The sequence below is a fragment of the Pseudomonas sp. GL_103 genome (genome assembly GCF_057835175.1).
The window spans coordinates 5,276,755-5,303,563 of the sequence record NZ_CM174420.1 but is presented as its reverse complement, the minus strand read 5'-3'; the positions used below and the strand labels follow the sequence as shown (position 1 = coordinate 5,303,563).

27 protein-coding genes, 1 tRNA gene and 2 pseudogenes are annotated in these 26,809 nt (G+C 59.9%); 12 read left to right on the top strand and 18 right to left on the bottom strand.

The window, feature by feature from the left end:
• Positions 1-71 precede the first annotated feature (71 nt).
• From ychF to AC3IP0_RS23820, 8 genes are all read right to left on the bottom strand, one after another.
• On the bottom strand, positions 72-1,172 hold the full coding sequence (gene ychF / locus AC3IP0_RS23855) for a redox-regulated ATPase YchF (RefSeq protein ID WP_150728018.1): 1,101 nt from the start codon (positions 1,170-1,172) through the stop codon (positions 72-74).
• A 22-nt stretch (positions 1,173-1,194) separates the two neighbouring features.
• Complete coding sequence (pth, locus tag AC3IP0_RS23850; protein WP_046030136.1) at positions 1,195-1,779, bottom strand: aminoacyl-tRNA hydrolase; 585 nt, start codon at positions 1,777-1,779, stop codon at positions 1,195-1,197.
• Between the two features lie 169 nt (positions 1,780-1,948).
• Positions 1,949-2,548 (bottom strand): 50S ribosomal protein L25/general stress protein Ctc, encoded by a 600-nt coding sequence (locus tag AC3IP0_RS23845; RefSeq protein ID WP_008046051.1) that lies wholly within the window; start codon positions 2,546-2,548, stop codon positions 1,949-1,951.
• Positions 2,549-2,690: 142 nt separating this feature from the next.
• Positions 2,691-3,632: a ribose-phosphate pyrophosphokinase gene (locus tag AC3IP0_RS23840; protein WP_003208392.1), complete on the bottom strand. Its 942-nt coding sequence runs from the start codon at positions 3,630-3,632 to the stop codon at positions 2,691-2,693.
• Between the two features lie 46 nt (positions 3,633-3,678).
• Positions 3,679-3,753, bottom strand: a tRNA-Gln gene (locus tag AC3IP0_RS23835).
• A 36-nt stretch (positions 3,754-3,789) separates the two neighbouring features.
• The gene (ispE, locus tag AC3IP0_RS23830; RefSeq protein WP_489317213.1) at positions 3,790-4,641 is read right to left on the bottom strand and encodes a 4-(cytidine 5'-diphospho)-2-C-methyl-D-erythritol kinase; all 852 of its coding nucleotides are present in this window, start codon (positions 4,639-4,641) and stop codon (positions 3,790-3,792) included.
• Between the two features lies 1 nt (position 4,642).
• Positions 4,643-5,260, bottom strand: coding sequence for a lipoprotein insertase outer membrane protein LolB (gene lolB / locus AC3IP0_RS23825; RefSeq protein ID WP_489317212.1), 618 nt, complete (start codon positions 5,258-5,260; stop codon positions 4,643-4,645).
• Between the two features lie 4 nt (positions 5,261-5,264).
• The gene (locus tag AC3IP0_RS23820) at positions 5,265-6,989 is read right to left on the bottom strand and encodes a tetratricopeptide repeat protein (RefSeq protein ID WP_489317211.1); all 1,725 of its coding nucleotides are present in this window, start codon (positions 6,987-6,989) and stop codon (positions 5,265-5,267) included.
• Between the two features lie 233 nt (positions 6,990-7,222).
• On the opposite strand from AC3IP0_RS23820, the gene hemA reads away from it, so the two are divergent.
• The 6 genes from hemA (at position 7,223) to AC3IP0_RS23790 (ending at position 12,596) form a co-directional block, all read left to right on the top strand.
• A complete protein-coding gene (gene hemA / locus AC3IP0_RS23815; RefSeq protein ID WP_056726273.1) occupies positions 7,223-8,512 on the top strand; it encodes a glutamyl-tRNA reductase in 1,290 nt (429 codons plus the stop codon).
• Positions 8,509-9,591 carry a peptide chain release factor 1 gene (gene prfA / locus AC3IP0_RS23810; RefSeq protein ID WP_223461123.1) on the top strand — a complete coding sequence of 361 codons (1,083 nt, stop codon included), beginning with the start codon at positions 8,509-8,511 and terminating at the stop codon, positions 9,589-9,591. The genes hemA and prfA overlap by 4 nt, the downstream gene beginning before the upstream one ends.
• A complete protein-coding gene (prmC, locus tag AC3IP0_RS23805; RefSeq protein ID WP_489317210.1) occupies positions 9,592-10,422 on the top strand; it encodes a peptide chain release factor N(5)-glutamine methyltransferase in 831 nt (276 codons plus the stop codon).
• Positions 10,416-11,171, top strand: coding sequence for a molybdopterin-synthase adenylyltransferase MoeB (locus AC3IP0_RS23800; protein ID WP_489317209.1), 756 nt, complete (start codon positions 10,416-10,418; stop codon positions 11,169-11,171). Before prmC ends, AC3IP0_RS23800 begins: the two co-directional genes overlap by 7 nt.
• Entirely contained in the window at positions 11,164-11,955 is a 792-nt protein-coding gene (gene murI / locus AC3IP0_RS23795; protein WP_489317208.1) for a glutamate racemase, read from the top strand. The genes AC3IP0_RS23800 and murI overlap by 8 nt, the downstream gene beginning before the upstream one ends.
• A 122-nt stretch (positions 11,956-12,077) precedes the next feature.
• Positions 12,078-12,596, top strand: coding sequence for an acyloxyacyl hydrolase (locus tag AC3IP0_RS23790; protein WP_489317207.1), 519 nt, complete (start codon positions 12,078-12,080; stop codon positions 12,594-12,596).
• A gap of 131 nt (positions 12,597-12,727) precedes the next feature.
• Here AC3IP0_RS23790 and AC3IP0_RS23785 read toward each other — a convergent pair whose 3' ends face one another.
• The 7 genes and pseudogenes from AC3IP0_RS23785 to AC3IP0_RS23755 form a co-directional block, all read right to left on the bottom strand.
• Positions 12,728-13,033, bottom strand: a complete 306-nt coding sequence (locus AC3IP0_RS23785; RefSeq protein WP_007981864.1) for a YkgJ family cysteine cluster protein — start codon at positions 13,031-13,033, stop codon at positions 12,728-12,730.
• Positions 13,034-13,132: 99 nt separating this feature from the next.
• The gene (locus AC3IP0_RS23780) at positions 13,133-13,915 is read right to left on the bottom strand and encodes an SDR family NAD(P)-dependent oxidoreductase (protein ID WP_489317206.1); all 783 of its coding nucleotides are present in this window, start codon (positions 13,913-13,915) and stop codon (positions 13,133-13,135) included.
• Positions 13,912-14,010 (bottom strand): annotated as a pseudogene (locus AC3IP0_RS23775) (nuclear transport factor 2 family protein); the annotation flags it as partial. The gene AC3IP0_RS23780 and the pseudogene AC3IP0_RS23775, both read right to left, overlap by 4 nt.
• 2 nt (positions 14,011-14,012) lie before the next feature.
• Positions 14,013-15,455, bottom strand: a complete 1,443-nt coding sequence (gene phrB / locus AC3IP0_RS23770) for a deoxyribodipyrimidine photo-lyase (protein WP_489317205.1) — start codon at positions 15,453-15,455, stop codon at positions 14,013-14,015.
• A 21-nt stretch (positions 15,456-15,476) separates the two neighbouring features.
• Positions 15,477-16,418: a MerR family transcriptional regulator gene (locus tag AC3IP0_RS23765; RefSeq protein ID WP_489317204.1), complete on the bottom strand. Its 942-nt coding sequence runs from the start codon at positions 16,416-16,418 to the stop codon at positions 15,477-15,479.
• Positions 16,418-16,960: pseudogene (locus AC3IP0_RS23760) on the bottom strand (YbgA family protein); the annotation flags it as partial. The pseudogene AC3IP0_RS23760 and the gene AC3IP0_RS23765, both read right to left, overlap by 1 nt.
• A gap of 196 nt (positions 16,961-17,156) precedes the next feature.
• Positions 17,157-18,143: an NAD(P)/FAD-dependent oxidoreductase gene (locus tag AC3IP0_RS23755; RefSeq protein ID WP_057713325.1), complete on the bottom strand. Its 987-nt coding sequence runs from the start codon at positions 18,141-18,143 to the stop codon at positions 17,157-17,159.
• A gap of 196 nt (positions 18,144-18,339) precedes the next feature.
• Here AC3IP0_RS23755 and AC3IP0_RS23750 point away from each other — a divergent pair, with 196 nt between their 5' ends.
• The gene (locus tag AC3IP0_RS23750; protein ID WP_489317203.1) at positions 18,340-19,242 is read left to right on the top strand and encodes a TIGR01777 family oxidoreductase; all 903 of its coding nucleotides are present in this window, start codon (positions 18,340-18,342) and stop codon (positions 19,240-19,242) included.
• A 13-nt stretch (positions 19,243-19,255) separates the two neighbouring features.
• Positions 19,256-20,278: a ferrochelatase gene (hemH, locus tag AC3IP0_RS23745; RefSeq protein WP_489317202.1), complete on the top strand. Its 1,023-nt coding sequence runs from the start codon at positions 19,256-19,258 to the stop codon at positions 20,276-20,278.
• 105 nt (positions 20,279-20,383) lie between these two features.
• Here the strand turns inward: hemH and AC3IP0_RS23740 are convergent, their stop codons facing one another.
• The gene (locus tag AC3IP0_RS23740) at positions 20,384-21,658 is read right to left on the bottom strand and encodes a uracil-xanthine permease family protein (RefSeq protein WP_057713328.1); all 1,275 of its coding nucleotides are present in this window, start codon (positions 21,656-21,658) and stop codon (positions 20,384-20,386) included.
• 2 nt (positions 21,659-21,660) lie between these two features.
• Entirely contained in the window at positions 21,661-22,299 is a 639-nt protein-coding gene (gene upp / locus AC3IP0_RS23735; protein WP_056726260.1) for a uracil phosphoribosyltransferase, read from the bottom strand.
• 165 nt (positions 22,300-22,464) lie between these two features.
• Between upp and AC3IP0_RS23730 the strand changes: the two genes are divergently transcribed.
• The 4 genes from AC3IP0_RS23730 (at position 22,465) to AC3IP0_RS23715 (ending at position 24,506) form a co-directional block, all read left to right on the top strand.
• Positions 22,465-23,022 (top strand): hypoxanthine-guanine phosphoribosyltransferase, encoded by a 558-nt coding sequence (locus AC3IP0_RS23730; protein WP_150728000.1) that lies wholly within the window; start codon positions 22,465-22,467, stop codon positions 23,020-23,022.
• Positions 23,023-23,025: 3 nt separating this feature from the next.
• Positions 23,026-23,499 carry a WbuC family cupin fold metalloprotein gene (locus AC3IP0_RS23725; protein ID WP_489317200.1) on the top strand — a complete coding sequence of 158 codons (474 nt, stop codon included), beginning with the start codon at positions 23,026-23,028 and terminating at the stop codon, positions 23,497-23,499.
• Between the two features lie 170 nt (positions 23,500-23,669).
• Positions 23,670-24,155, top strand: a complete 486-nt coding sequence (locus AC3IP0_RS23720; RefSeq protein ID WP_489317199.1) for a hypothetical protein — start codon at positions 23,670-23,672, stop codon at positions 24,153-24,155.
• Positions 24,156-24,218: 63 nt separating this feature from the next.
• Positions 24,219-24,506, top strand: a complete 288-nt coding sequence (locus AC3IP0_RS23715) for a PA4642 family protein (protein ID WP_223454751.1) — start codon at positions 24,219-24,221, stop codon at positions 24,504-24,506.
• Between the two features lie 143 nt (positions 24,507-24,649).
• On the opposite strand, the gene mqo is transcribed toward AC3IP0_RS23715, so the two are convergent.
• Positions 24,650-26,158, bottom strand: coding sequence for a malate dehydrogenase (quinone) (mqo, locus tag AC3IP0_RS23710; RefSeq protein WP_489326054.1), 1,509 nt, complete (start codon positions 26,156-26,158; stop codon positions 24,650-24,652).
• Between the last annotated feature and the right edge of the window lie 651 nt (positions 26,159-26,809).

Sequence of the window (26,809 nt, the reverse complement as noted above, 5' to 3'; positions counted from 1 at the left end):
TGAATTTCTCACAAAAAAGCCGCGTATCAAACGCGGCTTTTTCTTGGGCGGGTGCTTCGCTCTGTATAACGTTAGACGTTGAAGCGGAAGTGCATCACGTCGCCGTCTTTGACGATGTAATCCTTGCCTTCCAGGCGCCATTTACCGGCTTCCTTGGTACCGGCTTCGCCCTTGTACTGGATGAAGTCGTTGTAGGCGATCACTTCGGCGCGGATGAAGCCTTTTTCGAAGTCGGTGTGGATCACGCCAGCGGCTTGAGGTGCGGTGGCACCGACGCGGACAGTCCAGGCGCGGACTTCTTCGACACCGGCGGTGAAGTAGGTCTGCAGGTGCAGCATTTCGTAGCCGGCGCGGATCACGCGGTTCAGGCCAGGCTCTTCGAGGCCCAGGGCTTCAAGGAACATGTCTTTCTCTTCGCCGTCATCGAGCTCGGCGATTTCCGCTTCGATCTTGTTGCACACCGGCACAACCACGGCGCCTTCTTCTTCGGCGATAGCGCGTACAACGTCCAGGTGCGGGTTGTTCTCGAAACCGTCTTCAGCGACGTTGGCGATGTACATGACCGGTTTGGTGGTCAGCAAATGGAAGCCCTTGATCACCGCTTTCTCGTCGGCACCCATGTTCTTCATCAGGCTGCGCGCCGGCTTGCCTTCGGTGAAGTGAGCGATCAGTTGCTCCAGCAGGCCTTTCTGGACCACTGCGTCCTTGTCGCCGCCCTTGGCGTTACGCGCGACTTTCTGCAGTTGCTTCTCGCAGCTGTCGAGGTCGGCGAAGATCAGTTCCAGCTCGATGATTTCGATGTCGCGTTTCGGGTCGACGCTGTTGGAGACGTGAATCACGTTCTCGTCTTCGAAGCAGCGGACCACGTGGGCGATGGCATCGGTTTCACGGATGTTGGCCAAAAACTTGTTGCCCAGGCCTTCACCTTTCGAGGCGCCGGCGACCAGGCCCGCGATGTCGACGAATTCCATGGTGGTCGGCAGGATGCGCTTTGGATTGACGATGGCTGCCAGGGCATCCAGGCGCGGATCCGGCATCGGCACGATACCGCTGTTCGGCTCGATGGTGCAGAAGGGGAAGTTCTCGGCCGCGATCCCGGATTTGGTCAGGGCGTTGAACAGGGTGGACTTGCCGACGTTAGGCAGGCCGACGATGCCGCAATTGAATCCCATGGTGTTTCCCCTCGGATAAGAGTCAGGCCTTCTGGCTGTGCAGGTTTTTCATCGCGCGGTTCCATTCCCCGGCGAGGATATCCGGCAGCACGCCGAGGGCAAAGTCGATGCTGGCATCGAGTTTTTCCTGTTCGGCGCGTGGCGCACGACCCAGGACGAAATTTGAAACCATACTGGCAACGCCCGGGTGGCCAATGCCAAGCCGCAGGCGATGAAAGGTATTCTGATTGCCCAGTTGCGCAATGATGTCGCGCAACCCGTTATGACCGCCATGGCCGCCGCCCTGCTTGAGCTTGGCAACGCCGGGTGGCAGGTCGAGTTCGTCGTGCGCCACGAGGATTTCTTCAGGCTTGATGCGGAAGAAACCGGCGAGTGCCGCCACGGCCTGGCCGCTGCGGTTCATGTACGTGGTGGGAATCAGCAGACGAACATCCTGACCCTGATGCGAATAGCGCCCGGTCAGGCCGAAATATTTGCGGTCCGCCACAAGGTTCACGCCTTGTGCGTTCGCGATGCGCTCAACAAAAAGGGCCCCTGCGTTATGCCGGGTCTGTTCGTATTCAGCGCCTGGATTTCCCAGGCCAACGATCAGTTTGATGGCAGTCACGATAGGGGCCCTTCCTTGGAGTGGTGGATAACATCGCCGCAATCAGGGAGAGCGGCGAAAGTGGACGAAAATTGCTCATTTACCATGATGTAAACTCCGCGTTCTCGCCCGCTTTCTCGCTATGCTCTAGTCCGCGATGTTTCCGGTCACTCCGGCGTACAGAGTAAAATTACTCTGCAGCGCCTTCTGCAGCTTCTGGGGCAACACGTGGAGCGTGGACGTTGGCAACAGCCTTGTCATCACCGTGTGCCAGGGCCACGAACTCAACGCCTTTAGGAGCCTTGAGGTCCGACAGGTGAATGATCGAACCGATTTCAGCGTTAGCCAGGTCGACTTCGATGAACTCAGGCAGATCTTTCGGCAGGCAGGAAACTTCGATCTCGGCAACAACGTGCGAGATTTCGCCGCCTTTCTTGGTCGGTGCTTCTTCATTGATGAAGTGCACTGGAACGATAGCGGTCAGTTTCTGGCCAGCTACTACGCGTACGAAGTCAGCGTGCATCACGTGGCCTTTGGCCGGGTGACGCTGCAGGGCTTTGATCACGACGTTCTGCTTGGTGCCACCAACGTTCAGCTCGATGATGTGGCTGTAAGCCGCTTCGTTTTCGAGCAGTTTGGCAACTTCTTTGGCCAGCATGCTGATGGATTCAGGGGCTTTTTCGCCACCGTAAACTACAGCTGGAACCAGGCTTGCGAGACGACGCAGGCGGCGGCTCGCACCTTTCCCCAGGTCGGAACGCACTTCAGCATTCAGGGTAAAATCGTTCATGTTGTATCTCCAAAATAACCACATTCGCCCCAGCGTTTGCGACCAGCGCTAAAGGCGATATGGGCAAAAAAGCCCCGCCCCGACAGGAATGCCGGGGCGGGGCGCTTTTCGTCAACGAGACATTTCGAGAAGGGCAGGGCCCTTAGCGGAACATCGCACTGATCGATTCTTCATTGCTGATGCGGCGAACCGCCTCGGCAACTACCGGCGCGATATCCAGTTGACGGATACGCGAGCAGGCTTGTGCAGCAGCGGACAACGGGATGGTGTTAGTCACCACCAGTTCGTCCAGCATGGAATTTTCGATGTTTTCGATCGCCCGACCGGACAGCACAGGGTGTGTGCAGTAGGCGAAAACCTTGGCAGCGCCATGCTCTTTCAGGGCCTTGGCCGCGTGGCACAGGGTGCCGGCGGTATCGACCATGTCATCGACCAGAATACAGGTACGCCCTTCGACATCACCGATGATATGCATCACTTCAGAGTGATTGGCTTTCTCACGGCGTTTGTCGATGATCCCGAGATCCACGCCCAGGGATTTGGCAACGGCACGTGCACGCACGACGCCGCCAATGTCCGGGGACACGATCATCAGGTTTTCGAAGCGCTGATCTTCGATGTCATCCACCAGAACCGGGGAGCCGTAGATGTTATCTACCGGAATATCGAAGAAACCCTGGATTTGGTCAGCATGCAGATCAACCGTGAGAACACGGTCGATGCCGACTACGGTAAGCATGTCAGCCACGACTTTCGCGCTGATAGCCACACGTGCGGAACGCGGACGGCGATCCTGACGGGCATAACCAAAGTAAGGAATAACAGCAGTGATACGAGTAGCCGAGGAGCGGCGGAAGGCATCAGCCATCACTACCAGTTCCATCAGGTTATCGTTGGTCGGAGCGCAAGTCGGCTGAATAATGAAGACGTCTTTACCGCGAACGTTTTCATTGATCTCGGCTGTAATTTCGCCGTCGGAGAATTTACCGACAGAGATGTCACCGAGAGGGATATGCAGCTGACGTACGACACGCCGAGCCAGATCGGGGTTAGCGTTCCCCGTAAAGACCATCATCTTGGACACGCGCAGTACCTGAAGGCTGAGGGTAACCTGGATGAGTATAGGAAAATGGCAGGGGCGGCTGGATTCGAACCAACGCATGGCAGGATCAAAACCTGCTGCCTTACCGCTTGGCGACGCCCCTGTATTTGTTGCAACGATTACCCGGTAATCGGTTCCTTTAGAGCAGACTTTGCAGCTTGCGATGCAACATCGAAACGTTGCTTCCTTTTGCTACAAACCCTGTAAGGGTCTCTGTAAGAAGGGCCGAGACTTTATCAGCTTCAGCTTTGCTTGGGAAGCCCCCAAACACACAACTTCCAGTTCCGGTGAGTTTTGCTTCGGTAAATTTACCTAACAAATTCAAAGCGTTACGTACCTCTGGATAACGCCTTGTTACCACCGGCAAGCAGTCATTTCGACTGTTTCCCTTGGGAACGGGGCGCACTTTAATGGGAGGAGTGTTACGTGTCAACAACGGATCTGAAAAAATTTCTGCCGTACTTACAGAGACTTGCGGCACCAGCACCAGATACCACGGTTCTTCCGGGTCTACAGGGGTCAGTTTCTCCCCCACGCCCTCGGCAAAAGCCGCGTGGCCACGTACGAAAACCGGGACGTCGGCGCCCAGCGTCAACCCCAGCCCGGCCAGGCAATCTTCATCCCAGCCCAATTGCCACAGATGATTGAGGCCGAGCAAAGTCGTTGCCGCATTCGAGCTGCCGCCACCGATGCCGCCGCCCATGGGCAGGATCTTGTCGATCCAGATATCGACGCCCAGCGAGCAAGCGGATTGCTCCTGAAGTTTTTTGGCGGCCTTGACGATCAGGTTGCTGTCGTGGGGGACGCCTTCGAACTCGGTGTGCAGGCGAATGACGCCGTCATCACGAGCAGCGAAAGTGATTTCGTCGCCGTAGTCGAGAAACTGAAACATCGTTTGCAGTTCGTGGTAGCCGTCTTCGCGGCGCCCCAGAATGTGCAGCATCAAATTGAGTTTGGCCGGCGAGGGTAGCGTCAGGCGATTGTCCGGCATGTCATTGCCCCAGTTTGCGCGGTTGCCAGACCTTGATCACCAGCGTGACATCAAGGTCGGTGCCGCTGAGCTTGATGCGCTCGGGCAACCAGAAACCGTTTTGCTGGGTGTAGGCGGTGTAGTCGACCTTCCAGCCATCCTGTTCCAGGCTGGCCAGGCGGCTGTCGCCGTCCAGGGTCAGGCGACTTTTGCTGTCGGGAGCCGGGAGCCCGCGCACCCACCAGGCCAGGTTGGACACCGGCAATTTCCAGCCCAGCTGTTCTTCGAGCAGCACTTCCGGGTTCGGCGCGTCGTAGCGTCCCTGGTTGGCGACTTCCAGCGACACCTTGCCCGGACGTCCGGTCAGGCGAGCCGCACCGCGGCCCAGTGGTCCGGACAGGCGAATGTCGTAGTAATCCTGGCGCTGCAGCCAGAACAGCGTGCCGCTGCCCGAGTCTTTCGGGGCGCGGATGCCGATCTTGCCGTCGATCTGCCAGCCATCGAGGCCGGTCAGTTGCTGTTTGTGCTCGCGCCATTGGGCGGCGTTGCCATGACCCTCGACCGATTCGCGGGGACCCAGACCCGCGCAACCGGCGAGCAGGGCGATAAAACTGAAAACGATGAAATGGCGCAAAAACATAATCTTAAAGAGTCTCTGATCCGGTCAGGCGTTTGATGGTGCCGCGCAGGGTCGGGCTGTCAGGCTGTTCCTTGAGGAACTTGCCCCAGACTTGTTTCGCTTCGCGCTGTTTGCCGTTGGCCCACAGGACTTCGCCCAGGTGAGCGGCGACTTCCTGGTCGGGGAAGCGTTCCAGGGCCTGGCGCAGCAGGCGCTCGGCTTCGTCGAGATTGCCCATGCGGTAATTCACCCAGCCAAGGCTGTCGAGTACCGCCGGGTCTTCCGGACTGATCCGGTGCGCCTGTTCGATCAGGGCCTTGGCTTCGGCGTAGCGCGTGGTGCGGTCGGACAGGGTGTAGCCGAGGGCGTTCAACGCCATGGCATTGTCCGGATCGCGCTTGATGATCGTGCGCAGGTCTTTTTCCATCTGCGCCAGGTCATTGCGTTTTTCCGCCTGCATGGCGCGGGTGTAGAGCAGGTTCAAATCGTCCGGATATTGCTGCAAGGCTTGTTGCAGAACGTTCCAGGCCTTGTCGCCCTGATTGTTGGCGGACAGGGTTTCGGCTTCGATGAGGTACAGCTGGATCGCGTAATCCGGCTGCTCGTCGCGCTCTGCCGCCAGTTTGCGTTGGGCTTCGGCGGTCTTGCCGTTGTCGATCAGGATGTCGGCCTGACGCAATTGCGCCGGCAGGTACTCGCTGCCCGGGCCAACCTTGGCGTATTCGATCAGCGCGCCCTGCGGGTCGTTCTGTTCTTCGGCGATGCGGCCGAGGTTCAGGTGTGCCGAGTCGACGTGGCTTTCCCGGGCGATCAGGTCTTCAAGATAACCCTTGGCCTCGTTCCAGGCCTTGGCTTCCAGGCAGACCAGTGCCAGGGAGTAACGCAGTTCGTCGTCTTCCGGGTATTGCTGGACCAGGCTGGAGAACTCGGCCTTGGCGTCGTCCATGCGGTCCTGTTCAACCAGCATCCGCGCGTAAGTCAGGCGCAGGCGCTTGTCGTCCGGGTATTTCTTGATGCTTTTTTGCAGCAGCGGCAAGGCCTCGTCACCGCGATCGAGGGTTTGCAGCAGGCGTGCGCGCAGCAGGATCGGCGCGATTTCGCCGTCGTCCGGCGGATTGTCTTCCAGCAGCTTCAGCGCGCCTTTGGTGTCGCCGTCCTGTTGCATCAGCAAGGCCTTGCCGAAAATCAGCTGGCTGTTGTCCGGATGACGCTGCAACAAACGGTCGAAGCTTTTCATCAAGCCGTTGCGGGTGTCCTGGTCGGTGTCGGCCGCGGACAGCGCAAGAAAGTCGAAATGGGTGTCGCCCTTGCCTTGCAGGACTTTCTCCATATAGACCATGGAATCGTCATAACGCCCGGCGCGTGCCAGTTGCACGGCGGCGGCGCGTTGCGCTTCGAGGTCCTCGGGGGCGTTCCTGGCCCAGATCAGCGCGGTATCCAGGGCTGCCTGATCGGCGCCCAGATACTCGGCGATACGAAATGCCCGCTCGGAGATGCCCGGATCCTGGGTGTTGATCGCCTGGGTCACATAGTTGTCCAGGGCAATGTCGAAACGATTGCGCTGGCCAGCCAGTTCGGCGCTCAACAGGCTAAAGATGGTTTCCTCGCTGAATGAGCTGTAGACCTTGGGCTTTTCAGGGGCCGGGGTGCTGTCTTCAACCGGCGGCGCACCGTCCGACGACACGGGTGCCAAGGCCTGGCAGCCGCTGAGGAAGACAAGAGCGAGGAGCAACGCGGAAGATCTATTCATATAGGAGGAGGACGACTAACCTGCGGTCGGATCATCATGACACAAGCTTTCGGCCAAACATAACCGGCCCGGCAATTTACCTGCCAGCCCGATAGACGACTCTGGGCGATCCTTTAAACGAGAACCGCTCGCAACGTCGGCGTCGTCTACTGGCACGATAGATATCGAGTAGTTGTTCTGATTCCGTCGAAGTAGGACAATTGTCGGCTTCACGTCACAATCAGCGACTTTGAATGGCCTTCCTTGCACTCGGTATTAACCACAAGACTGCTTCAGTAGACGTCCGCGAGCGCGTGGCTTTTACCCCTGAGCAGCTGGTTGAGGCCTTGCAGCAGCTCTGCCGACTCACCGACAGCCGCGAAGCTGCGATCCTCTCCACCTGCAATCGCAGTGAGCTCTATATAGAACAGGATCACCTGTCGGCGGACGTCGTGCTGCGCTGGCTGGCCGAATATCATCATTTGAGCTACGACGAGCTGCGCGAAAGCGCCTATGTGCATGAAGATGATGCGGCAGTTCGTCACATGATGCGGGTCGCTTCCGGGCTCGACTCGCTGGTGTTGGGCGAACCGCAGATTCTCGGCCAGATGAAGTCGGCCTATGCCGTGGCTCGCGAGGCCGGCACCATCGGGCCGTTGCTCGGGAGGCTGTTCCAGGCCACGTTCAATGCGGCCAAGCAGGTGCGCACCGACACGGCCATCGGCGAGAACCCGGTGTCGGTGGCGTTTGCCGCAGTGAGCCTGGCCAAGCAGATTTTCAGCGACCTGCAACGCAGCCAGGCCTTGTTGATCGGTGCCGGCGAGACCATCACCCTGGTCGCCCGCCATCTGCATGACCTGGGTGTAAAGCGCATCGTCGTCGCCAACCGTACCCTGGAGCGCGCGAGCATCCTGGCTGAACAGTTCGGTGCACATGCGGTGTTGTTGTCGGATATTCCGGCAGAACTGGTGCGCAGCGATATCGTCATCAGTTCCACCGCCAGCCAGTTGCCGATTCTGGGCAAGGGTGCAGTGGAAAGCGCCTTGAAACTGCGCAAGCACAAACCGATCTTTATGGTGGATATCGCTGTTCCCCGTGACATCGAGCCAGAAGTCGGCGAACTGGACGACGTTTACCTCTATAGCGTCGACGATCTCCACGAAGTGGTCGCCGAGAACCTCAAGAGTCGTCAGGGCGCAGCCCAGGCCGCCGAAGAGATGGTCTCGATCGGCGCCGAAGACTTTATGGTCCGCCTGCGCGAGTTGGCGGCGGTGGACGTGCTCAAGGCCTATCGTCAACAGAGCGAGCGCCTGCGCGACGAAGAATTGCAAAAGGCCCAGCGCATGCTGGCCAACGGCAGCAGTGCCGAAGAGGTGCTGGTGCAACTGGCCCGCGGGCTGACCAACAAACTGTTGCACGCACCGAGCGTGCAGTTGAAAAAGCTCTCTGCCGAAGGTCGCCTGGATGCGCTGGCGATGGCCCAGGAACTCTTTGCCCTCGGTGAGGGCTCATCGGATAGCTTTTCGGATAAAAAACCGCAATGAAAGCGTCACTGCTCAATAAGCTGGATATCCTCCAGGACCGTTTCGAGGAATTGACTGCCCTGCTGGGCGACGGCGAGGTCATTTCCGATCAGAACAAGTTCCGCACCTATTCCAAGGAGTACGCGGAGGTTGAACCGATCGTGGGCGTCTATAAAGAACTGCTGAAAGTGCAGGACGACCTCGAAGGCGCCCAGGCGCTGCTCAAGGACAGCGACCCGGACATGCGTGAAATGGCCGTGGAAGAAGTCCGCGAGGCCAAGGAGCGCCTGGTCACGCTCGAAGCCGACCTGCAACGCATGCTGCTGCCCAAGGACCCGAACGACGGGCGCAACGTGTTCCTCGAGATCCGTGCCGGTACCGGCGGCGACGAAGCGGCGATTTTCTCCGGCGACCTGTTCCGCATGTATTCGCGTTACGCCGAGCGTCGTGGCTGGCGGGTGGAGATCCTCTCGGAAAACGAGGGTGAGCACGGCGGCTATAAAGAGGTGATTGCCCGGGTCGAGGGCGACAACGTCTACGGCAAGCTGAAATTCGAATCCGGTGCGCACCGCGTGCAGCGGGTTCCGGCGACCGAATCCCAGGGCCGCATCCACACGTCGGCCTGCACCGTGGCGGTATTGCCCGAGCCGGACGAACAGGAAGCCATCGAGATCAACCCGGCCGATCTGCGCGTCGATACCTATCGCTCCTCCGGCGCCGGTGGTCAGCACGTCAACAAGACCGACTCGGCGATCCGTATCACGCACTTGCCGTCCGGCATTGTGGTCGAGTGCCAGGAAGAACGTTCGCAGCACAAGAACCGCGCCCGGGCGATGTCCTGGTTGTCGGCCAAGCTGAACGATCAGCAGACCTCCGCCGCAGCCAACGCCATCGCCAGTGAGCGCAAGTTGCTGGTCGGCTCCGGCGACCGTTCCGAGCGCATCCGCACCTATAATTTTGCCCAGGGCCGGGTCACCGACCATCGGGTCAACCTGACCTTGTATTCCCTCGACGAGATCCTCGCCGGCGGTGTCGAGGCGGTGATCGAGCCGTTGCTGGCCGAGTACCAGGCCGATCAACTGGCAGCGATAGGTGAGTAAATGACGATCATTGCCAGTTTGTTGCGCGCCGCCGATTTGCCCGACTCGCCGACGGCGCGTCTGGATGCCGAACTGCTGCTGGCGGCGGCGTTGGGCAAGTCCCGCAGTTTCCTGCACACCTGGCCGGAGCGCATCGTGCCGAGCGAAGCGGCGCTGACGTTCGCCGAATATTTGCAGCGCCGCCGCAGCGGTGAGCCGGTGGCCTATATCCTCGGCCAGCAGGGTTTCTGGAAGCTGGACCTGGAAGTGGCACCGCACACGCTGATCCCGCGCCCCGACACCGAACTGCTGGTGGAAGCTGCACTCGAATTGTTGCCAGCCACCCCCGCCAAGGTGCTCGACCTTGGCACCGGCAGCGGCGCGATTGCCCTGGCCCTGGCCAGCGAACGTCCGGCCTGGAATGTCACCGCCGTGGATCGTATTCTGGAAGCCGTGGCCCTGGCCGAGCGCAATCGCCAGCGCCTGCACCTGAACAACGCCAAGGTACTGAGCAGCCATTGGTTCAGCGCCCTGGAAGGTCAGCGTTTTCAACTGATCATCAGCAATCCGCCCTACATCGCAGCGGCCGATCCGCATCTGGTCGAGGGCGATGTGCGCTTCGAACCGGCCAGCGCCCTGGTGGCCGGTATCGACGGGCTCGACGATCTGCGCCTGATCGTCGCCCAGGCACCGGACCATCTGGATGCCGGCGGTTGGCTGATGCTCGAACACGGCTATGATCAGGCCGAGGCGGTCCGCGACTTGCTGCTGACCCGGGGTTTTGAACAAGTCCACAGCCGCACCGATCTGGGCGGTCATCAACGCATCAGTCTGGGGCGCCTGCCGTGCTGAATGATCAGGAGTTGCTGCGTTACAGCCGGCAGATTCTGCTGCAACACATCGATATCGACGGCCAGTTGCGGCTCAAGGAAAGCCGCGTATTGATCGTCGGTCTCGGCGGCCTTGGCGCGCCAGTGGCGCTGTATCTGGCAGCCGCCGGTGTTGGCGAGTTGCACCTGGCGGACTTCGACACGGTCGACCTGACCAACCTGCAACGCCAGATCATCCACGACACCGACAGCGTCGGCATGACCAAGGTCGATTCGGCAATCAAGCGCCTGACAGCGATCAACCCCGAGATCCAGTTGATCGCTCATCGTGCGGCTCTGGATGAAGATTCCCTGGCCGCCGTTGTGGCCGGGGTGGATCTGGTCCTCGATTGTTCTGACAATTTTTCTACCCGTGAAGCGGTGAATGCCGCTTGCGTGGCGGCCGGCAAACCGCTGGTCAGCGGTGCGGCGATTCGCCTCGAAGGGCAGCTGTCGGTATTCGATCCGCGCCGGCCGGAGAGTCCGTGCTACCACTGTTTATACGGGCACGGCAGCGAAGCCGAATTGACCTGTAGCGAGGCCGGCGTGGTCGGTCCGCTGGTGGGGCTGGTTGGCAGCATGCAAGCCCTCGAAGCGCTGAAGTTGCTGGCCGGATTCGGCGAGCCGCTGGTGGGGCGCCTGCTGTTGATCGATGCCTTGGGCACGCGCTTCCGTGAGTTGCGGGTCAAGCGCGATCCGGGTTGCAGCGTCTGTGGGTCGAAACATGCGTGAAGCGCCGATTGGCGTGTTCGACTCCGGTGTCGGTGGGCTCTCGGTACTGGCCGAGATCCAGCGTTTGCTGCCCAATGAATCTCTGTTGTACGTCGCCGACTGCGGGAATGTTCCCTACGGCGAGAAAACCCCGGAATTTATCCAGCAACGTTGCAGCGTGATGGCTGAATTCTTTCGGCAGCAGGGCGCCAAGGCCCTGGTGCTGGCGTGCAACACGGCGACGGTGGCCGGTGTCGCCGACCTGCGTCGCGACTATCCAGAATGGCCCATCGTTGGCATGGAGCCGGCAGTCAAGCCGGCCGCCGCCGCAACCCGCTCCGGCGTGGTGGGGGTCCTGGCCACTACCGGCACCTTGCAGAGCGCCAAGTTCGCCGCATTGCTCGATCGTTTCGCCACGGACGTGAAAGTGATCACCCAGCCCTGTCCCGGGCTTGTGGAGCTGATTGAAAACGGCGATCTGCGCAGCCCCGAGCTGCGCCAGCTGTTGGCCGGGTATGTTCGGCCACTGCTGGCTGCCGGCGCCGACACCCTGATTCTCGGCTGCACCCATTACCCCTTTCTCAAGCCGATGCTGCGGCAGATGATCCCCGACGACATCAGCCTGATCGACACCGGCGCCGCCGTCGCGCGGCAACTTCAGCGTCTGCTGGCCGAAGGCGAGCTGCTCGCCGAGGGACCTGCCCGTGAGGCACAGTTCTGGACCAGCGCCGATCCGCTACATTTCAGAAATATCTTGCCGATATTGTGGAATACCTCTGGCGTTGTGCGAAGCTTCAGCAGGTAGAAGGCTGTCCGGGGGGAACAGGAAGAGTCGGGTGAACTTCTGATAAATCGCTGACTTCTATAGTTTTGCAGGGCTTGGCAACAAAAAAACCATACGAAATCGTTCGCAAAAGGAAGTTTCAATTGAAGCGACTATTCTGCTTGGCCGCGATTGCGGCCGCACTAATGGGGCACACTTTTACCGCGCAGGCGGCAGGTGTGGAGTTTGCCGTGGGGCAAACCGGCGAGTCGACCATGACCTATCGATTGGGGATGCAATTCGATTGGGACCAGAGCTGGTGGCAGAGTGACGTGGGTCGTCTGACCGGTTATTGGGACGGCGCCTACACCTATTGGGAAGGTGACGAGGCATCCAGTAACCACAGCCTGTCGTTCTCGCCCGTGCTTGTTTATGAATTTTCCGGCCAGAACGTCAAACCCTACATCGAGTTTGGGGTTGGCGTGGCAGCCTTTGCCAGCACCGAAGTCGAAAACAACGATCTGGGCAGCGCCTTCCAGTTCGAAGACCGCTTTGGATTCGGTTTGCGCTTTGCCGGCGGACATGAAGTCGGGGTTCGTGCGACGCACTATTCCAACGCCGGGATCACCACTCCGAACGATGGTGTAGAAAGTTACGCATTGCATTACACGATGCCGTTGTAAGACGCAACGCTGTACTAAATGTGGGAGCGAGCTCGCTCGCGAAAGCAGAGGATCAGTCGACACAGTAATCGACTGACCTGACGCTTTCGCGAGCAAGCCCGCTCCCACATTGGTATTGGGACAACTTCAAACTAGCGATACGCCGTCGAAATCCCCTGGCGTTCGTCGATGCACTCCGGAGCGCCCATCTCGAACTCCCGGCAGATCAGCGGGCGTTTTTCGTAGATGGTGCACATCATCGTGTTGCGATCCAGCGCGGCACACCAGCCGTCATCCAGGCGCAGCATCACTTCCCCGCCCCAGTCATCGGTATCGATGAACCGTTCAGGCACACCCGTATCGGTGATCAGCATGACTTCGAGCTGACAGCAGCAGGCTGCGCAGGTCGAGCAGGTGACCGCGGGTTCCGCGATTTGCGTATGGGGGATGGTTTTCATGGCGCGCAGTGTAAGGCAGTCACCGGGTGCTGTGTGAAAGGTCTGACGGACGCTCAAGTATCGAAACGTCCGGGATACCGCCGCCGATGATGGCGATTTTCAGGGTTGATCCTTGATCGGCGGCTGGCTGCGTATCATGCGCTTGCCGATTTCCAGTTTCACTTGGTCCGGCCGTTTGGCGAGTGGCCAGAGAGCGGCCATGAACGCTGCCGGGAAAGCGATTTCCAGCGGGCGGTCCCTGAGTTTTTCGAAGATGTGCCGTGCGGCTTTCTCCACCGGCCAGCTCAAGGCCATGGGGGAGTCGTTATTCGCCATCAGCGGCGTCTCGACAACCCCGGGGCTGATCACCGTGAGTTCTATGCCTTCCGGGGCCAGGTCGATGCGCAGGGACTCGAACAGGTAACGCAGCCCGGCCTTTGAGGTGCCGTAGGCTTCTGCCTTGGGCAGCGGCAGGTAGGTCACCGTACTGGCCATGGCGACCATATGCGGTGCGGTGCCGGCCCGCAGCAAAGGCAGTGCGGCGTCGATGCAAAAGCTGCTGGCCAACAGGTTGGTGCGCACCACATGCTCGACAATCGACGCATCGAACTGCTTGGCATCCACGTACTCGCAAGTGCCGGCGTTGAGTATCACGGTGTCCAGCGAGCCCCAGTCCTCGGCAATCTGCTCGCCGATCTCGCGCACGGTCTGGCTGTTGGTCAGGTCTCCGGCGACCACCAGCACCTGCCCCGGGTAACGGAGCGACAAGTCTTTCAGGGGGGCCACGGTGCGCGAACTGACGGCCAGGTGCGCACCGGTTTTCAGGATTTCTTCGGCCAGGGCGGCACCGATGCCGCTGCTGGCACCCGTCAGCCAGTATCGTCGTGCGAGTGTACGACTCATCCCAATCTCCTGTTCAGCCGGGTAATTGTCCGGCCCAATACGGGTAAATGTTCATAAAGCAGAGCCCCGGCATCGAAGTCATCCCGGTGGCGGTAATTCATGAGCCAACGGCGGCGTATTGCCGCGAGGGCAGGTTTTTGAATGCCGTCAACGCACGCGAACGGGAAGTGCTCAGGTCGACGATCGGTGAGGGGTAATCCACAACACCGAAAAGGCCGCCGAGATTGGCGGGGTTGTGCACGTCTTTTTTGTTCAGCCCGGCCAGTTCCGGCAGCCATTGCTTGATGAACACGCCTTCGGGGTCGAATTTTTCCGACTGGCTCAGCGGGTTGAATATCCGGAAGTAAGGCGCCGAATCGGTACCGGTGGAGGAACTCCACTGCCAGCCACCATTGTTCGCCGCCAGGTCGCCATCGATCAGGTGACGCATGAAAAAGCGTTCGCCTTCGCGCCAGTCGATCAGCAGGTTTTTGCTCAGGAACATCGCCACCACCATGCGCAGGCGATTGTGCATCCAGCCGGTTGCCAGCAGTTGGCGCATGGCGGCGTCGATGATCGGCAAACCGGTGCGCGCCTGTTGCCAGGCGGCCAGTTCTTCGGGGGCGTTGCGCCAGGCCAGCGCTTCGGTTTCCGGACGAAACGCGCGGTGCCGGGAAACCCGTGGGTAGCCCACCAGGATGTGTTTGTAGAACTCGCGCCACAGCAGTTCGTTGATCCAGGTGATGGCGCCGGTCTTGCCGCTTTCGAATTCACCTTGATTGCTGTTCAAGGCGGCGTGCAGGCATTGGCGCACAGAAATCACTCCGGCGGCCAGATAGGCCGAGAGCTGACTGGTGCCGGGCTTCGCCGGGAAATCCCGTTCGCTTTGGTAGTGCTCGATCTGCGCATCGCTAAAGCTGTCGAGGCGATGCCGGGCTTCGGCTTCGCCCGCCGGCCACAGGTTGCGCAGGTTATCAGCGGGTGCTGCGAAGCCGTCGATACTCAAGGGGATCGCATCGCTGGCAATGTTCAGGGGAGCTTGTTTGTGCGGCGCGCGGACCAGGCTGGGCAGCGCGTGGTGCAGTCGTTCGTAGCAGACTTTGCGGAACTGGCTGAAGACCTGAAAGTATGTGCCGGTGCGGGTCAGCACGCTTCCGGGCTTGAACAGCAATTGATCGAGGTAGCGGTGAACTTCGATGCCTTCGGCCTGTAGCGTCCGGGCGACCGCTGCATCGCGACGGGACTCGTGGATGCCGTATTCCTCGTTGAGGTGCAGCGCGTCGACCTGCCACTGTCGGCACAGGTTCAGCAATACGCTGGGTGCGTCATCCCAGCGAGGAGCCTGGCGGATCAGCAGGGGAATGTTCAGTTGACCCAGTTCGCGGCTCAACTCGCGCAGGTTGCGCAGCCAGAAGTCCACTTTGCAGGGCGCATCGTCGTGTTCCTGCCATTGTTCCGGGCTCAGCAGATACACCGCCACGCACGGGCCGCGAGCCGCGGCGGCCGAGAGGGCGGTGTTGTCATGTAGGCGCAAGTCGCTGCGCAGCCAGATCAATTGCATTTTGGTATCCACGCGATTCATTTAAATCAGCCCGTGCTGAACGAGTGCCTGATGTGCCGACAACGGATCTTCGGCCAGGTACAAATCAGCGATCTCGGCAGTACTGACGGACAACTCGGTGTGGTGGATGCATACCGTTGGTCCGGCAATCATTTTTGGGCAACTGACACCTTTGAAAAGTTTCGGCAGCTGCGCCGGATTCAGGGCTTTGCTTGAGTACAGCAGAACCCCGCGGGGTTGCAGAAGTTCGACCGCCAATGCCAGTTCTCCGACAGGCAGCGGCCAGTCGAAGACCTCCACCGGGCAATCCGCGCTGCTGATCAGCCAGGCCGTTAGCCACAGTTGCGGCTCCATGGGCAGGTCCGAGTGGTTGACCAGCAGCAGCGGCGCGGTGCGCAACTGACGATTGTTATGGTAGATGCGCGCACCGAATTTGCTGCGCAGCCAGGCACAAAAAAAGCCCCGCTCCATCTGCGCCCCGAACTGGCCTTGCCAGCGTTGCTCCAGAACGGCCAGCAAGGGCATCAGCAACTGCTCGCACAGGGTTCGCGGCGGATACAGCGCCATCGCCTGATTGACGCTGTCATCCAGGGCGCGTTCCTGCAATCGGCTGACCGCCTGCAGCAACGTTTGCAGCATGGCGTGCCAATCGTTGTCGACGGACTCGCTGAAGGCTTGCGGCGTGTCGAGCAATGGCTTGACCTGGCTGACGGCAACGCCACGGTTGAGCCAGGTGAGGATGGCCTGGATGCGTTGTACATGGTCGGCCGAGAACAACCGATGGCCCTTGGGCGTGCGCAGCGGCACGATCAGACCGTAGCGCCGCTCCCAAGCGCGCAAGGTCACGGCATTGACCCCGGTTTGCCGCGCCACTTCACGGATCGGCAGCCAGCCTTCGTCCAGCGCCTTTTTAAAGTTATCGCCGAGGTCTTCGCAGGCGCTGGTGTCGAGTGCTTTTTTCATCAGATGGCGTTTCGCAGGCTGAGGTTTTCCGGGTGCGGTTGCAGGTAAACCTGCTGTGCGATGTACGGATCGGGGTGTTGGCGAAAGTGATGTTTGAGCAGTGTCAGCGGCACTACCAGCGGCACGATGCCCAAGCGGTACTGGCTGATCACATGCTGCACTTCCTGCTTGTCTTCGCCGCTGATGGCCTGTTTCAGGTAGCCACTGAGGTGTTGCAGGACGTTGGTGTGAGTGCGGCGGGTGGCGCACTTTTTCAGCGCCGCCATCAGTTCGCTGAAATAGCGGGGGCCCAGCTCCTGCGGATCGGTATGGCCCATGTTACCCAGCAGGTGGCCCAGGGTTTTGTATTGCACCGGGTTATGGGCCATCAGCAGGTATTTGTAGCGCGAGTGAAAGTCCGTGAGACCGCGCCGGGTCAGGCCTTCCTGGCACAGCTGCTGCCAGGCGTTGTAGACGAACACGCGGGTGAGGAAGTTTTCCCGCAGCACCGGATCGTTGAGCTGGCCGTCTTCTTCCACCGGCAAGTTCGGGTGCAGCAGGCAGGCGCTGATGGCGATTTTCGGTTTGGCGGGGGAGTGGAGCATCGGAGCACCTCGAATCTGAACCTGTACAAACATTTGGGTCTGTACAAGATAACTTCATCATAGATTCGAAGTTATACAAGTCAATTTTTTTGTATAGGTTTTTGACGGGCTGCTGTCCAGGACGACAGCAGCGATTTGCTCGAATTGATGCTCTTTACTGCAGGTGCTCATGCAAGCGGCGGGCGGCTTCCTGACCGCTGAGCCAGGCTCCTTCGACGCGTCCGGACAGGCACCAGTCGCCACAGGCGTACAGCCCCAGGTCGGCATCGGCCAGGGTGCCCCATTCGTGACTGCTGGCGGGGCGGGCGTAGAGCCAGCGGTGGGCGAGGCTGAAGCTCGGCGCGGGCATGGAATCGTGCAGCAGTTCGGCAAACGCGCCGTGCAACTGCTCGATCACCGCTTCCTTGGACAGGTCGATGTGCTGGCGACTCCAGGCGCTGGTGGCATGCAGCACCCAGGTGTCGAGGGTGTTGTCGCGCCCGGGTTTGCTGCGGTTGCGGGCCAGCCAGTCGAGTGGGCTGTCCTGTACGAAGCAGCCTTCCATGGGCGTTTCCAGCGGCGTTTCGAAGGCCAGGGCGATGGCCCAGGTCGGGTCCATTTTCACCCCGGCGGCGGCCCCGGCGAGTTTCGGCGCTGATGCCAGCAGAGCCGTGGCCTGTGGGGCCGGCGTGGCGATGACCACGTGGCTGAACGGTCCGTGGGTGAAGCCTTCGGCGTCCTGCAGGTGCCAGTGTTCTTCACCGCGATAGACCTCGGTGATCCGGCAGGCGAAATGCACTTCCAGGTCACCGAGCAGGGCGCGGGTGATGGCGCTCATGCGGGGCGTGCCGACCCAGCGGGTCTGCTCGTCCGGCGACAGGTTGAGCTGGCCGCCGTGGTAGGTGTACAGCTGCGGCGTCCACTCGGCGACCCAGCCCTTGGCTTGCCAGCGCTGGACTTCGTTGACAAAACGCCGGTCGCGGGCAGTGAAATACTGCGCGCCCATGTCCAGGGCACCCGCATCGCTGCGCTTGCTCGACATGCGCCCGCCGCTGCCGCGACTTTTATCGAACAGTTGAACCACATGCCCGAGGTCAGTCAGGGCCTGGGCGGCGGAGAGTCCGGCAATGCCGGTGCCGATGATTGCGATAGGTACAGTCATAGGGGCCTCGTTTACCTTTCTGTACAGACTACGCCGGGGTTCAAACCTGTACAATATTGTTTTTTGGTATAACTTTTAGCGTTCTCGATCTGACAGCTTGGCCTATTGTTAAACATAGAGCCTGCTCGATACCAAAGATCCCTGCTTATAAAAATAGACTAATGGACAAGGTAAAACGCCACGCGAGGAAGAAGTCATGCACATATTGCTGACCGGCGGTACTGGTTTGATAGGACGTCAGCTCTGCCGGCACTGGTCAGGGCAGGGCCATCGCCTGACAGTCTGGAGTCGCCAGCCTGAAAAAGTCGCGAAAATATGTGGTACCCAAGTGCGTGGCATTGCCCGGCTGGAGGATCTGGGGCAGGAGTCGGTGGATGCGATCGTCAATCTGGCCGGAGCGCCGATTGCCGACCGGCCCTGGACACACAAGCGTAAAGCCTTGTTGTGGAGCAGTCGCATCACGCTGACTGAAACCCTGCTGGCGTGGCTTGAAAGCCGCGAGCAGAAACCACGGGTGATGATTTCCGGTTCGGCTGTCGGCTGGTATGGCGACGGTGGCGAGCGCGAACTGACCGAGAGCTCGGGGCCGGTCAGCGAAGATTTCGCCAGTCAGTTGTGCATCGCCTGGGAAGAGACTGCACAGCGGGCTGAAGCGTTGGGCATTCGCGTCATCCTCATTCGAACCGGGTTGGTGCTGTCGGCGGAGGGCGGCTTTTTGTCGCGGCTATTACTGCCGTTCAAACTGGGCCTGGGAGGGCCGATTGGCAACGGCCGGCAGTGGATGCCCTGGATTCATATCGACGATCAAATCGCCCTGATTGATTTTCTTCTGCATCGCAACGAGGCCAGCGGTCCCTATAATGCGTGCGCGCCCAAACCTGTGCGCAACGGCGACTTTGCCAAGGCGTTGGGCAGTGTGCTGCATCGCCCGGCGTTCATGCCAATGCCGGCCTTCGTATTGAAGGTGGGGCTGGGCGAGTTGTCGCTGTTGTTGCTGGGCGGCCAGCGCGCCACTCCGGTGCGTTTGTTACAGGCTGGTTTCACTTTTAAGTTCACGGATTTGCGCGCGGCTCTGGACGATCTGTCCGGTCGCCTTTGAAATAGGACGTTGCATGACCGATCACGCGTTGCTTCTGGTCAACCTGGGCTCACCTGCCTCCACCTCGGTGGCGGATGTGCGCAGCTACCTCAATCAATTTCTGATGGACCCGTACGTGATCGACCTGCCATGGCCGGTTCGTCGGTTGCTGGTGTCGCTGATCCTGATCAAGCGTCCCGAGCAGTCGGCCCATGCTTATGCCTCGATCTGGTGGGATGAGGGCTCGCCGCTGGTGGTGCTCAGCCGTCGCCTGCAACAAACCATGACCCGTCAATGGCTGCACGGCCCGGTCGAATTGGCGATGCGCTACGGCGAGCCGTCGATTGAATCTACGCTGGTTCGAATGGTCGCGGCGGGGCACAAGCGAATCACCCTGGCGCCGCTTTATCCACAGTTCGCCGACAGCACCACGACTACGGTCATCGAAGAGGCCAAACGCGTGGTGCGCGAGAAAAACCTCGACGTGCAGTTGTCGGTGCTGCAACCGTTCTACGATCAACCGGAATACCTCGATGCGCTGGTGGCCACGACCAAGCCCTATCTAGAGCAGGATTTCGATCACTTGCTGATGAGCTTTCACGGCTTGCCGGAACGGCATCTGAAGAAGCTCAATCCCGGTCACAGCTTCGAGGGTGGCGGTGATTGCTGCGCCGGCGCACCGCCGGAGGTGGTCGCCACCTGTTATCGCGGCCAGTGCCTGCGTACGGCGGCAGAGTTTGCCAAGCGCATGGGATTGCCGGAGGGCAAGTGGTCGGTGTCGTTCCAGTCGCGCCTGGGGCGCGCCAAATGGATCGAACCCTACACCGAAGCGCGCCTGGATGAGTTGGCCAAAAGCGGGGTGAAAAAGATTCTGGTGATGTGCCCGGCGTTCGTTGCCGATTGCATCGAGACCCTGGAAGAAATCGGTGATCGCGGCAAGGAGCAATTCCGCGCAGCGGGGGGAGAGGACCTGGTGCTGGTGCCGTGCCTCAACGATGATCCGCATTGGGCGCGGGCGTTGAGTGTGTTGTGCGAGCGAGCGCCGTTGACGCTTTAAAAGCTTCGCGAGCAAGCCCGCTCTCACAGGTGGAATGCATTCCAAATGTGGGAGCGGGCTTGCTCGCGAAGAGGGTCTTTCAGTCAGCGAAGAATCCGAACCTGCTTAGATCAGCGGCTCATTCGCCTTCTTGTGCTTCCAGCTGTCATTGCCCGGCAGGATCAGGTTCAAGCCAATCGCCACCACCGCGCACAGCGCGATGCCCTTGAGGCCGAAATCGTCCGGCCCGGTGCCGGTGCCGATCAGCACACCGCCGATTCCGAACACCAGGGTCACCGACACAATCACCAGATTGCGCGCCTCGCCCAGATCGATCTTGTGGCGGATCAGCGTGTTCATCCCCACCGCCGCGATCGAACCGAACAGCAGGCACAGAATCCCGCCCATTACCGGCACCGGAATGCTTTGCAGCAGTGCGCCGAACTTGCCGATGAACGCCAGGCTGATGGCGAAGATCGCCGCCCAGGTCATGATTTTCGGGTTGTAGTTCTTGGTCAGCATGACCGCACCGGTCACTTCGGCGTAGGTGGTGTTGGGCGGACCGCCGAACAGACCGGCCGCCGTGGTGGCAATGCCGTCGCCGAGCAGGGTGCGGTGCAGGCCGGGCTTCTTCAGGTAATCGCGACCGGTCACGCTACCCACTGCAATCACGCCGCCGATGTGTTCGATGGCCGGGGCCAGGGCTACCGGAACGATGAACAGAATCGCCTGCCAGTTGAATTCCGGCGCGGTGAAGTGCGGGATGGCGAACCACGGTGCCGCCGCAATCTTCGCCGTGTCGACCACGCCGAAGTAGAACGCCATGCCAAAGCCCACCAGCACGCCAGAGATGATCGGCACCAGGCGGAAAATGCCTTTACCGAATACCGCGACGATCAGTGTGGTCAGCAGCGCGGGCATCGAAATCATCATCGCCGTCTGGTAATGAATCAATTCACTGCCGTCGCCGGCCTTGCCCATGGCCATGTTGGCGGCAATCGGTGCCATGGCCAGGCCGATGGAAATGATCACCGGACCGATCACTACCGGCGGTAGCAGGCGGTCGATGAAACCGGTGCCTTTGATCTTCACGGCCAGGCCGAGGAAGGTGTAGACGAAACCCGCCGCCATCACGCCGCCCATGGTCGCGGCCAGGCCGAACTGGCCCTTGGCGAGAATGATCGGGGTGATGAAGGCAAAGCTCGATGCCAGGAACACCGGCACCTGACGCCCGGTGACGATCTGGAACAGGATCGTCCCCAGGCCGGCCGTGAACAGCGCCACGTTCGGGTCGAGACCGGTAATCAGCGGCATCAACACCAGGGCGCCGAAGGCCACGAACAGCATCTGTGCACCCGACAGCACCGTGCGCCAGAGCGGATCGTTGAACTCTTGCTGCATGGTCACGCGTCCTTCTGCTTGGTGCCGAAGATCTTGTCACCGGCATCGCCCAGTCCCGGGATGATGTAGCCGTGTTCGTTGAGTTTTTGATCAATGGAAGCGGTGTAGATGATCACGTCCGGGTGAGCTTTCTCTACGGCGGCGATGCCTTCCGGGGCGGCAACCAGCACCATGGCGCGGATGTCGCGGCAGCCGGCCTTTTTCAGCAGGTCGATGGTGGCAACCATGGAGCTGCCGGTGGCGAGCATCGGGTCGATGATCATCGCCAGGCGTTCGTTGATTTCCGGAACCAGTTTTTCCAGGTAGGTGTGGGCCTGCAGGGTTTCTTCGTTGCGGGCAACGCCGACGGCGCTGACCTTGGCGCCCGGGATCAGGCTGAGCACGCCTTCAAGCATGCCGATACCGGCACGCAGGATCGGCACGACAGTAATCTTCTTGCCGGCGATTTTCTCGACCGACACAGTGCCGCACCAGCCTTCGATATCGTAGGATTCCAGCGGCAGGTCTTTGGTGGCTTCATAGGTCAGCAGGGCGCCGACTTCCTGAGCGAGCTCACGGAAATTCTTGGTGCTGATGTCTGCGCGGCGCATCAGGCCAAGTTTATGACGGATCAGCGGGTGGCGGATCTCATGGATGGGCATGGGGAAAGGCTCCGGCGGCGGGCAAAAAAACCGGCCTAGATTAATCTATCCGAGGGTGTTGTCCTATAGACATACAGTACGTTAGTCCACAAACGCTTGATCTGGCCGTTCGGGATGCGTACCTTTGCCCGCTTTTCCTGATTCCGCCACCCCTTGGAGAGCGCCATGTCCGCTGATCTCGAGCATATCCGTCAAATCATGCGAGAGGCTGACTGCCTGTACACCGAAGCTGAAGTCGAGGCGGCCATCGCCCGCGTCGGTGCACAAATCAACGAACAAATGGCCGACAGCAACCCGGTGGTGTTCTGCGTGATGAACGGCGGGCTGATTTTCTCCGGCAAGCTGCTGACCTATCTGCACTTCCCGCTGGAAGCGTCCTACCTGCACGCCACCCGCTATCGCAACGAAACCAGCGGCGGCGACCTGTTCTGGAAAGCCAAGCCGGAAGTTTCCTTCATCGACCGTGACGTGCTGATCATCGACGACATCCTCGACGAAGGTCACACCCTGGGCGCGATCATCGACTTCTGCAAACACGCCGGTGCCCGCAAAGTGCACACCGCCGTACTGATCGACAAAGACCACGACCGCAAGGCCCGTCCGGACCTCAAGGCCGATTTCGTCGGTTTGCCGTGCATCGACCGCTACATCTTCGGTTACGGCATGGACTACAAAGGCTACTGGCGTAACGCCAACGGGATTTTCGCCGTTAAAGGAATGTAAGCCATGGATACGCCTCGCTTTCTGGATCAGACCCTGTTCGCCGAGCTGGCCGAGAAAGCCGCGGCCAATCCTCGTGGGCGCCAGCACCACAATTTCCATCAGATGGAAGACGCCTGCCATCGCATGGCGGTGGGGCTGCAGCCGTCCACGTATATCCCGCCTCATCGGCATTTGGGCGACAACAAGGCCGAAACCCTGTTGGTCCTCAAGGGTCGGCTGGGCGTGTTGATCTTTGACGAGACCGGTGCGGTGCTGAGCAAGACCGTGCTGCAAGCCGGTGGCGACTGTGTTGGCGTGGACCTGCCCACCGGTGTGTTCCACGGTTTGGTGGTACTGGAGGCCGACAGCCTGATGTTCGAATGCAAGGCCGGTCCTTACCGCCCGGTCGGTGAAGGTGAGCTGGCGCATTGGGCGCCGCGTGAAGGCGAGCCCGGTGTTGCCGAGTATCAGGCCTGGATGCGCGCGCAGTTCGACTGATCCAAAACCTGTGGGAGCGAGCTTGCTCGCGATGGCAATGTCACTGACACATAGATGCTGGATGTGCCGACGTCATCGCGAGCAAGCTCGCTCCCACAGTGGTTTCTGTGCACTTGAACCACTTCCTTCAGCCCATGCTAGAGTGCTCGGCCCCGATTCCGGAGCCTGTCATGAGCCCTTTTATCCGCAGCTGCGCCGCCCTGTTGCTGACCCTCAGCCTGCCCCTGGCCGCCGCGCCGGCGCCCATGCATGCGCAGTTCCTGCCGCCCGATGACCTGACCCTGCGTGACAGCGAGCCCGAGCAGCAGCAACTGATGCAGGTCACCGATTATTCGGTGGTGGTAGGCAGCCAGCGTCAATCCAATCAACAGCCGATTCCGGTCACTTCGCCGCTGATGATTCGTCTCAAGGGCAAATCCCTGAACAAGGGCGCCACCATCAGTCAGGTGCTGGTCAACTTCGATGGTGAAAGCAAAAGCCTGAAAAAGCCGGTTTACGACATGCCGAGCAAGACCCTGACCCTCTATTATCCAATGGCGCAATACCGGGTGGTGATCGACTTGTTGCGCAACGACACGGTGTATTGCCAGTTTCTCAGCTACGCCAATGGCCATGTCTGGGCCGATCTGCACACCGGCAGCACTCGTCCGCGTTGAGCCTTGAGCCCGCGCAGGGGTAAACTGCCCGCCCCGTGAAATGTCTGCGAGCTGGAGTCGGCAATGCGTAAAGATAAAAAACAAGTGATTGGTGACGAGATCGGCGATGAGCAGATCAAATTGTTCCTCGATTTCGAACCGGTCGACGCGACTTCTCCGTCCCTGCACAAACTGGTCAAGGCCTACCGTGGCCTGCGCATCGACGATTTCGCACGTTTCCTGACGTTCTTCGTCGAAGCGGGTTACGACGTGAATGGCAAGGATGAGCACGGCAATAACTTCATCGCCCTGATCAAGGATCAGCGCAATGCGGCGGATTACATCGAGCTGATCGAAAAGGCTCGCGGTTAAAGATCAAAAGATCGCAGCCTTCGGCAGCTCCTACAGGAGGTACGCTGTTCCAAAGTAGGAGCTGCCGAAGGCTGCGATCTTTTAAATGCATAAAAAAAACGCCCCGCTCTCGGTGAGAACGGGGCGTTTTTCATAAGGTCGAATCAAGCGTAGCTTTCGGTCTCGCTGCTGGCTTCAACCAGTTCCAGGGCAACGTTGTTCTGCGTGTTGATCTTGCGATACAGCGCAGCGTCGGTTTCCAGGACCTTTTCCCGGGCCGGGAAAATTTCCGCCAGTTTGGTAGCCCATTCGCCCTTGGTTTTGCTCGGGAAGCATTTTTCGATCAGCTCAAGCATGATCGAAACGGTCACCGAGGCACCTGGCGAAGCGCCGAGCAGTGCCGCCAGGGAACCGTCCTTGGCCGCGACCAGTTCGGTACCGAATTGCAGGACGCCGCCTTTTTTCGGGTCTTTCTTGATGATCTGCACCCGTTGGCCGGCCACTTCCAGGCGCCAGTCTTCAGCTTTCGCCTCAGGGTAGAAGCGACGCAGGGACTCCAGGCGCTGCTCCATCGACTGCATCACTTCGCTGACCAGGTACTTGGTCAGGTCCATGTTGTTTTTTGCCACGGATAGCATCGGGCCGATGTTGCCGGCACGAACCGACATCGGCAGGTCCATGAAGGAGCCGTGCTTGAGGAACTTGGTGGTGAAGCCGGCGTACGGTCCGAACAGCAGGGACTTCTTGCCTTCCACCACACGGGTGTCCAGGTGCGGCACGGACATTGGCGGCGAACCTACGGCAGCCTGGCTGTAGACCTTGGCCTGGTGGTGCTTGACCACTTCCGGGTTGTCGCAACGCAGCCATTGACCGCTGATCGGGAAGCCGCCGAAGCCTTTGCTCTCTTCGATGCCCGAAGCCTGCAGCAGCGGGAGTGCCGCGCCGCCAGCGCCGAGGAAGACGAATTTGGCGTCGACTTCACGGGTGTTGCCGCTGTTGACGTCCTTGATGCTGACAGTCCAGCCTCCGTTGCTGCGCTTGAGGCCGGTCACGCGCTTGCAGTACTTGACCTGGGCATCGGGTGCGCTGGTCAGGTGCTTGAGCAACTGGTTGGTCAGGGCGCCGAAGTTGACGTCGGTGCCGTTGATCACACGGGTGGCGGCAACGACTTCGTCAGCCGGACGGCCCGGCATCATTAGCGGCATCCACTCGGCCATCTTGGCCTTGTCTTCGGTGTATTCCATGTCGGCGAAAGCGTGGTGCTTGCTCAGCACCTTGAAGCGTTCCTTGAGGAAGGAAACGCCGCTGTCGTTCTGCACGAAACTCAGGTGCGGCACCGGGCTGATGAACGATTTGCACGAGCCGAACGTGCCTTTCTTGGTCAGGTACGACCAGAATTGCTTCGACACCTCGAACTGGGTGTTGATGTGCACGGCTTTCTTGATGTCGACGGTGCCATCGGCGGCCTGCGGCGTGTAATTGAGCTCACACAGCCCGGCGTGACCGGTACCGGCGTTGTTCCACGGGTTGGAACTCTCCGCGGCACCGGAATCCATCAGCTCGACGACTTCCAGCTTGATCGCGGGGTCGAGCTCTTTGAGCAGTACTGCAAGGGTGGCACTCATGATGCCGGCCCCAACCAGTACTACGTCGACTGCTTCGTTATGCGCCATTTAACGCGTCTCCAAAATCTGCAGCACCAAATTGTCGGCATGGCTGCCAGGAGTGACGGGGCGTGTCAGTGTTGCCCCAGGTACCCATGGCAGGATCGCCATGTCCGAATCTTCGCAATTTATCGCAACTTCGACGGACGCTACCTGACGGGCCTATGAGCCATATGAACTCATTTCGGCGCGCGGGAGGCAATTCGACTTATGGTCGATACATCCGTTTGTGCAACCAAATCCGTAGCGGACAGGCTTCAGGCTCCGGTGTTCGAGGAATACTCGGTCCTGTGTCGTTGGGCTGTTGTAGACGCTAATGGTGCATGTTCAGACGCAAAACTATTCATTTGCTCGCCACACTCTTGTGAAGTTGTGAAAACCCGTTTTTTTCACGCTCTTTTGAAGACGTGAACCTCAAAAAAGGGCTGTCCCAGCCTGGCACCGTGCCCGGATGGATTGCCGCCATGGGATACAGGGCAGGCAAAACGGGCAAACAGCTCAGTGACCGAGCGTAATGACAGCTCTGCAGATTCGCGAAAAGTGGAGGTTTTGCTCAACAAAACAGCAAGCGCGCCAGCTTCACTCGATCTGTGTGGGCGGCTCTCTGTGGGCGGTGCGGGGTGTCAATACAAGCGCATTGACGATGCTGCGAGGCCCGAT